The following is a 4,960-nucleotide window of genomic DNA, read 5'->3' on the forward strand; positions in this document are numbered from 1 at the left end:
CTTTACCCCGAAGCAGCGGCTGGCCATGGCCGCTTAGTTTCTACTTCTCGCGGCCGTGGAAAATGGGGGCATTACAGGGGGACCAAAAACGCATTTGGCGCATCCTGAGAATGGCCGAAATGCCCCGCGTAGCCGGGCTCGCCGGGGTATTTTTGTTGCCTCCGCCCGACGCGATGATCATGCCGGCGTTCCGCTATGGCGCCGCGCTTCGCAGCGACTCACTGCGGCCTGCCTCCACAACACCCCATCTTGTCACACCGCGCCAGCATCGGGCACTTCAAATATTTTGCCGTCCGGCAAAAGCATCTGTCCCGTTGGCAAAAGTGGCGTCGAAATGCAATGGCCCGCGTCCTCTATCATGTCCGGCGTGCCAGCTCCCTAGCATGTCGCAGATGTCGTAGGCGCTGCGTTACCGCGCCATCTGCCCGGCGCCGTGATTTCGCCTGTCCTTGCCCCCTTTTCGATGCCAAGATTCGCATGACGAAGCCTTCGCAGCGCGCCGCTCACTCCCCAACCCCTTACGCCGGGGATACCCCTGCCGCCAATGCCATCGCCCATGCCTGGGCCCAGGTCGGCGCGGCACTCAGCCCGCATCCGAATTGCCCGCTTCCCGCCTGGACCGGCGGTGGCCAAACGTTGCATCAACATCTCTTGATCGTCGGCGCGGGAGACGACGCAGAACTGCTCAGTCAGCTCCGCCATCTGGAAGTCGCCGCCGCTCGCTTCGGCAAGGTCGGATTTGTCGGCCCCGCGAGTTTGCGCCGACTGGTGGAATGGTCGATCGGGGAGCGCGTGGTTGTGCTCTCGCGAATGCCGCGCGATGTATCGGACTGGGATTTGCGCTGCCCGCTTGGCACGCTTGCGCGCGTGCTGGGGCCGCAGGCCGCCTCGGCACACGCTGGACGACCCTTTCTACGCGTTCCCGCTACCCCAGCACGGCACTGGCGCGATCGGCTTGCAGCGGCCGCACAGCACGGACTCTGCGTCGGCCTCGCGGGATTGCATGTCTTCGACGCCGAAGCCCAAGCGCCCGTGGCATGCGGCATCGCCCGATTCACTGCGCTTGCACCGCTGCTCCGCGTACCGGGCGTTTCCTGGGTACCACTGGGTCGCCCCGCCGGCGACACGTCCCACGCCATTCCGCCCGAAACCGTCGACTGGATCGACTGGCGCGCCGACTGTGATGATCTGGCCGACGAGGCCTCACTCATCGACAATCTGGATCTGGTGATTTCTTTAGACGCCACACACGCGCACTTGGCCACGGGATTGGGCGTGCCGGTCTGGCGGTTGCATGCCGCGGCGACCATGTCGTTCGGCAACGAAGCCCGACGCGAGCCATCTGTCAGCCCCGAGGGCGTCACCGATGCGCGCGCCCCTCACCCACGCTTCGTCGGGGATGATTGGCACAGCGCCATCGACGCGGCGACCCAGACCCTGCTCGCCATGGCCGCCGGGTTTCAAGGCTGGACGCGCTAACCGCCGCGCGGTGCCGCCGAAAGTCCGCCGCAGCGGCACCTCCGTCCGTCAGACGGCCCAGCGGTCGCCCACGTGCGCCGTCTTGACCCACTCCATGAACGCGGCCGCCTCGGGCGTATCTGCCGGCGCTGACCAACTCGCGTAGTCTGATTCGACGAACGGCCGATACGGGCCGTGCTTCACCTCGAATATCACGGCCCCCGAGTCCAGCGAAAGCACCGTGTGGAAGACACCCTGCGCCGTCTCCGTTACGCTCGTGTCGTCGCCCAGCAGCTTGCGATCCGTCACCACGCCTGCCTCGTCGAATGTCAGCACGACAAAGCGTCCGCGCAGCGCCGTGAGCACTTCCCACGTGTAGCGATGCAAGTGCGGGCGAATGTACGTCGCCGGCTCCATCGCAATGGCCAGGCGCTGAATCGGATCGTCCAGCGATTCATGCAGGTTCTGGTTCATGCGCGCACGCGGCGACTGCTCGGCTTGCTGGGTCAGCGCGTCGAGCGCAGCAAAAGTCAACGTTTTCATAGGGGAATCGTGGGGGAGTCTGGGGGATGAAGCCTTCGCGGCATCGCGGCGACGGCCACGAGTGTAGCAAATCGATGGCCGCCGCCCGTCCATAAAAAAACCCGCCTCGCGGCGGGTTTCTCACTTCGCACTTCACTGCACCCAAAGAGTGCAACGCCGTGCTTAGTACATCTTCTTCTTCAGGGTCTGGCTGCGCAGACGCTTACGCAGACGGGCCACTGCAGCAGCCTTCTTGCGCTTGCGCTCGGCCGTCGGCTTTTCGTAAGCCGCACGTGCCTTGACTTCCTTGATCAGGCCCGTGCCATCGATGGCGCGGCGGAAACGACGCAGTGCGACTTCAACGGGTTCACCGTCTTTAATCAGAATCTTGGTCATGCAATAGCTCGTATAGTGAATTGGCTCGCGAGAGCCGCAATTTTAACTTACCGGGCAAAAATACCCTTCCCCGCCCTGCAAGAGACATCTCCTGCCAGGCACGACGAACGGATTTGCCACGGACTGCACTACACCACATCCGGCGGGACCGCGAATCACCTCCTCTGCGATCTCCCGATTGGCTTTCAATGCCCGGCTCGCTTACCGCGAACCCCGCATCGCGCCTTCCAGACTGGCTGAACGGTTGATTGATGGCAAAGCGGCACGCTCATCGTTCGTCAATGAGAACCGCCTCCCTCGATGCCCAAGTTTTGGACAAGGTCGGGATTATACACACAAATCGCGGGAAATGTACACGATTGGATCGTCAGCGATCGACAGCGGCGACCGCCGCCACTTTCACGGCCTTGGGCCTTGTCGTCCTGACGGACTTCACACCCATCGCCACCTTTGCAGGTTCGAGAGACTTGGCCGCCTTCGCAGCCGCCGCCAATTCGAGGTCAACCGTGCGCTTGAGCCCTTCGATGATAGGTGCGGCCAGATCGTCGGCAAAATGATCGAACCAACGCTTGGCCTGCAGGAGCTTCTTTCCGCCAAGACGTCGCTTGTGATCCGCATCGTCGGCAAGCACCTTGGCCGAGAGTCGCGCGCGCCCCTTGGGCAGACGTTCGAGAACGGTAACGATGATGAACCCGCGATAAGGCGTCTTTTGCTCGGCAGACATATTGCCCCCCCCTGATGTACCCACCTCGCGACGGGCACGGACCGGATCGAAGCCACGATTTGAATGACGTGGATGAATCTGATCGTACCACGACGCAATCTGCGTGCGCGCAGGCAGGCGATCGATGCGTGAAGTTCGCGCGGGCGACGGCGGCGACGGGCCTCATCCCGTCGTTCATTCACGACACGCCCGCCCCTCGCTCAGGAGGCGACTTGCAATGAATCCTCCGGAAACAGTTTGCGCATGAATAAGGAATCTCCGCTACCGGTGACAAGGAGCCGGTGAGTCGCGCGTGTCGCCGCAATGTAAAAGAGGCGGGCCTCTTGCTCCAGATCGGCGTCATCCAGCGACATCGCCCCGATGCCGGGCACAGCCACGAACGGATATTCCAGGCCTTTGCTGGCGTGCATGGTCAATACGGTGACCGCGTCCGCACTGGGCGAAAATCGCTTGCGATCTCGCTGTTGCCATTGGTAGGGGATTCGCGCCTTCGCCAGCGCGTCAACGCACGCCTGGCCGACACTCCATGTCCGATAGACGATCGCCATGTCCTGCCGGGCCGTGCCCTGCTGATGCGCCTGGCCCATTTGCTTCGAAATGGCTTCGGCCTCATCGGCAATCGACGGAAGTTTGATCAGCATGGGTTGCGGCCCCTCTCGCCCACAGCTGACCGGACGAATCAACGGCACCCCATCGTCGTCAGTGGCCTTCGCGTCCAGAATGTCCTCGGCCACGTTCGCGGCAAGCGCGAGTATTTGCCGCGTATTCCGATAGTTGATCTTGAGAATTGTCGTGCGCCCCTGCGCCTGCACGCCAACGCTCTTGAAGCTGAATCCCTGCCGCTCGGAACGATTGAAGATCGATTGTGCATCGTCATACAGCACGAGCAAATGACGGCATTCCGGCGAGACCATTTGCACGACTAGCTTGAACCATGACGGTTCGAAGTCGTGGCCCTCGTCGATCAGCACGGCGGCGTACTGCGCCGCCGGAATACCGCCTCGATCAACGGCGTTGATCACGCACTGAACGAGTTGCGCAAAAAACCGTTCACCCGCCCCTTTCGGGCGCGTGACGTGATAGGCATTCAATTGATCCGAACACCAACCGTGAAAATGTCGGACGATGACCTTGGCCGACAAGCCCTTGGCCTCCATTACCGATTGGATCTTTCGGGAAAGTGGCTCGCTGAAACAGAGCACCAACACGGGCTTGTCCGATTGCGTCGCCAGGTATTCGGCGCGATAAGCGAGGATCATCGTCTTTCCCGAACCCGCCACGCCGTGAATGACACGATGGCCGTCGCCCAGGCTACGTGCCAGCTGCTCCTGCTGCACGTCCATGACGGCCATGATGTCGGGCAATTCGATCTGATCCGACAGCAGGTCGAGCTGAGTCGCCTGCACGCGCACTTCCGGGAAAAGAATCCATCGAAATCGATCGATCTGCGGTAGCGTCAGCTTTTCGCGGAACTGGAACTTGAACATCTGCCACAACCGCGTCTGAAACGCTTCCGCGTCGACAGCCTCGGTCATTTCGTCGGCGCAAATGACTCTCGAAGGCTCGAGCGCATGCCCCAAACCGCCATCCGTGAACTGCTTGCGCGTCATGTTCGGCAACACGACGCCGAACGTCCAGGGCAGTCGCAATTTCCCCGCGTAGGGATGCCCCGCAGGATTCACCAGTTGAGGATCCCGCTCAAGCGCATTGACGATGTCGAGCGTATATCGACGCGCCTGCTCAAGCGGACTGATGACGGTTTTGGGGCCGTTGCTGCCCAAAATTTGGTTCATCGTGGATTACCGGGGAAAGCCGCGCGGATTTTGAGGAAGAAGTATTCCTCGTCGCGGTATCCATAGG

General features: G+C 61.8%; 5 protein-coding genes. 1 reads left to right on the forward strand and 4 read right to left on the reverse strand.

Annotated features, from left to right (window positions below):
- Nucleotides 1–477: 477 nt before the first annotated feature.
- A complete protein-coding gene (locus PSO31014_RS22100; protein ID WP_150553576.1) occupies nt 478–1,479 on the forward strand; it encodes a glycosyltransferase family protein in 1,002 nt (333 codons plus the stop codon).
- A 48-nt stretch (nt 1,480–1,527) separates the two neighbouring features.
- On the opposite strand, the gene PSO31014_RS22105 is transcribed toward PSO31014_RS22100, so the two are convergent.
- The 4 genes from PSO31014_RS22105 to PSO31014_RS22120 form a co-directional block, all read right to left on the reverse strand.
- Complete coding sequence (locus PSO31014_RS22105) at nt 1,528–2,001, reverse strand: WbuC family cupin fold metalloprotein (RefSeq protein ID WP_150553577.1); 474 nt, start codon at nt 1,999–2,001, stop codon at nt 1,528–1,530.
- A gap of 162 nt (nt 2,002–2,163) precedes the next feature.
- Nucleotides 2,164–2,376, reverse strand: coding sequence for a 30S ribosomal protein S21 (rpsU, locus tag PSO31014_RS22110; protein ID WP_017231887.1), 213 nt, complete (start codon nt 2,374–2,376; stop codon nt 2,164–2,166).
- A gap of 367 nt (nt 2,377–2,743) precedes the next feature.
- Nucleotides 2,744–3,100 carry a hypothetical protein gene (locus PSO31014_RS22115; RefSeq protein WP_150553578.1) on the reverse strand — a complete coding sequence of 119 codons (357 nt, stop codon included), beginning with the start codon at nt 3,098–3,100 and terminating at the stop codon, nt 2,744–2,746.
- 200 nt (nt 3,101–3,300) lie between these two features.
- Nucleotides 3,301–4,893: a DEAD/DEAH box helicase gene (locus PSO31014_RS22120; RefSeq protein ID WP_246176982.1), complete on the reverse strand. Its 1,593-nt coding sequence runs from the start codon at nt 4,891–4,893 to the stop codon at nt 3,301–3,303.
- Between the last annotated feature and the right edge of the window lie 67 nt (nt 4,894–4,960).

The organism is Pandoraea soli, from assembly GCF_902459595.1.
Lineage (GTDB): Bacteria > Pseudomonadota > Gammaproteobacteria > Burkholderiales > Burkholderiaceae > Pandoraea > Pandoraea cepalis.